General features: G+C 57.2%; 4 protein-coding genes. 3 read left to right on the top strand and 1 reads right to left on the bottom strand.

Annotation, left to right across the window (positions count from 1 at the left end; all coding sequences use genetic code 11):
* On the top strand, positions 1-120 hold a 120-nt coding region (locus AC1DP9_RS27610), incomplete at its 5' end, for an IS3 family transposase (protein WP_477106011.1).
* A gap of 186 nt (positions 121-306) precedes the next feature.
* On the opposite strand, the gene AC1DP9_RS27605 is transcribed toward AC1DP9_RS27610, so the two are convergent.
* Positions 307-786 (bottom strand): GNAT family N-acetyltransferase, encoded by a 480-nt coding sequence (locus AC1DP9_RS27605; RefSeq protein ID WP_441593078.1) that lies wholly within the window; start codon positions 784-786, stop codon positions 307-309.
* Positions 787-1,104: 318 nt separating this feature from the next.
* Here AC1DP9_RS27605 and AC1DP9_RS27600 point away from each other — a divergent pair, with 318 nt between their 5' ends.
* Positions 1,105-1,578, top strand: a complete 474-nt coding sequence (locus tag AC1DP9_RS27600; protein ID WP_477109061.1) for a hypothetical protein — start codon at positions 1,105-1,107, stop codon at positions 1,576-1,578.
* Positions 1,463-1,828 carry a membrane dipeptidase gene (locus tag AC1DP9_RS27595; RefSeq protein ID WP_477109060.1) on the top strand — a complete coding sequence of 122 codons (366 nt, stop codon included), beginning with the start codon at positions 1,463-1,465 and terminating at the stop codon, positions 1,826-1,828. Before AC1DP9_RS27600 ends, AC1DP9_RS27595 begins: the two co-directional genes overlap by 116 nt.
* The last annotated feature ends 244 nt before the right edge of the window (positions 1,829-2,072 follow it).

Here is a 2,072-nt window from a genome sequence, read left to right as displayed (position 1 = left end):
GAGGCATTCATGAACGAGCTAAACTCGTACATCCAGTGGTACAACGAGCGGCGCATCAAGTTGTCCCTGCAGGCGATGAGCCCGGTCGACTACCGGCGCCGCTTGGGAATCGCAACCTGAATCAGTCCAAGAAATCGTCCGCAGCCCCGCCCCCGGACATTTGAACTTTGCCTGGACAAACGATGTTGGCGCTAAATAGTAATGTCGTATCTGAGCCAAATAGAAAATGTCACCGCCGTTGTTCCGTCCGCCTATGCCCGGCTGGCGGTCATCAATCGGTTGTCCCGGCCGGGTAGTGTTCTCGACTCAAAGCTGCTTGCGGTACACGACAAATCCGGACTTCTCAGCGATGGTGTCGTAGAGGCGCATGGCGGTCGTGTTTGTTTCCTGGGTCTGCCAGTACACTCTCTCCACGCGCTGTGCCTTTGCACGCGAAAAGACCTGATCGATCAAGTAGCGTGCAACCCCCTTTCCTCTTGCGGCCTCCGCTGTGAAAAGATCCTGCAGATAGCAGTTCGGATTAAGTTGAATCGTACTTCGATGCAGTAAAAAGTGTGCCAACCCAATCAGCTCACCGGCTTGTTCTGCAACTAACGCTTGCATTGGCTCGTACGCGTCGAAGAAGCGTGACCAGGTTGTGAGCGTGATTTCAGCCGGCAAAGCAGTAGCACCGTGCCGGCCGTAGAACGCGTTATACCCATCCCAGAGAACTTTCCAAGCAGGAAAATCGTCCGGATTGACCGTACGGATCTTCACCGGGGTGGTGGTTGTTTCGGCTGTTTGCATTATTCTCCTTTCCGATTGCCCGCAGAAGGTGAGTCTACTGTCATCAACGTATTCTGACTGAAATTGAAATCACTGGGGAAGTAGCTCGACGAACTGCATTTCTCGACCCGAAGCGTTCATTTGGCGAACTGGGACACATGCCTGTCGCTTCCTTTGACGGCCGGCGAGCGCCCCGACATGGCAGCTATCCGCCAGAAGCGCTTAGTCGACTTGAGGACAGAAATCGTTGACAATTTTCCTGCGCGACCCTGATAGTTTGCTTCCCAAACGGTAATGCCTAAGCCAGTGTCCGTAGCACGGTGCCGCTTTCCTGGCGGCATGAACGTGATTTGTCTTGCGATTGTGACGGATGCCCTCGTTACGCGAGTCTCTGCCGATCGCAGACGCTTCGAGGCGTGGCGCAAGCCGGAGCCAGGAGAGCTTTATCATTTATCGCAGGAAGAGTTCAAGCGCGCGAAGGCGCTCGTCGAGCAGGAAGGGATCAGCGTCGTCACGCATCCGGGCGAACTCACGCCGGACGATGCTGCCGGGCCTCGCGCGATCATTTCGGCAGAAGGCGCGGATTTTCTCGAAGACAGAATCGAGCGTGTCGACGAAGCCTTTACGTTGTATCAGCTACGCCACCTGCAGTTGACTCACTCTCGTAAAGCGTGCGGCCTCCGTGGCAACAAAGCCGCTGGTCCTGTCGCATACCGCGCTGGCCAGGCGCCCGACCAGCCGAGGCCGATTGATCTCTGCCGATCATGCACGCGCGATAGCGGACACGGGCGGCGTGATCGGCGTGTGGCCTAGCTCCAGTTCGTTCCACGACCTGCAGGATATGGCACATGGATTCAGACGCATGGCCGACATCGTGGGCGTCGACCACGTAGGGCTTGGGACGGACATGCTCGGCTTCATTTCCCCGCCCGTATTCACCAGCTACGCGCAGTTGCCATCCCTCGGTAACGCCTTGCTCGCTGCAGGGTTCTCGCAGTCCGAATCCGAGCAGATCCTCGGTGGCAACTATCGACGCGTTTTCGCGGCCTCGGTGGCGAACTAGAAACTCGGACGAACCGTCTTCCTCCGATCGCCCGCTCCAATTGGCTATCGCGTGGTTACGCTCACTGGAGAAGCCGCCTATCCAAATGACCGCTCAGGGTCGAGGCCGTGTGGAAACTCCGCTGGAACTGCATAGCGCGCCCTTGTAGACGTCCATAATCGCTCAAACGGCGATATCAGACGATGGGGCTGGCAGCGTAACAGAGCGCGCAATTATGGCGAGCGGCTTGGAGAGCCGAATTTCG

It is taken from the genome of Cupriavidus sp. 01L43 (assembly GCF_056399925.1).
Note: the sequence above shows the minus strand (reverse complement) of the source record. Positions and strands in the feature narration are given on the sequence as shown.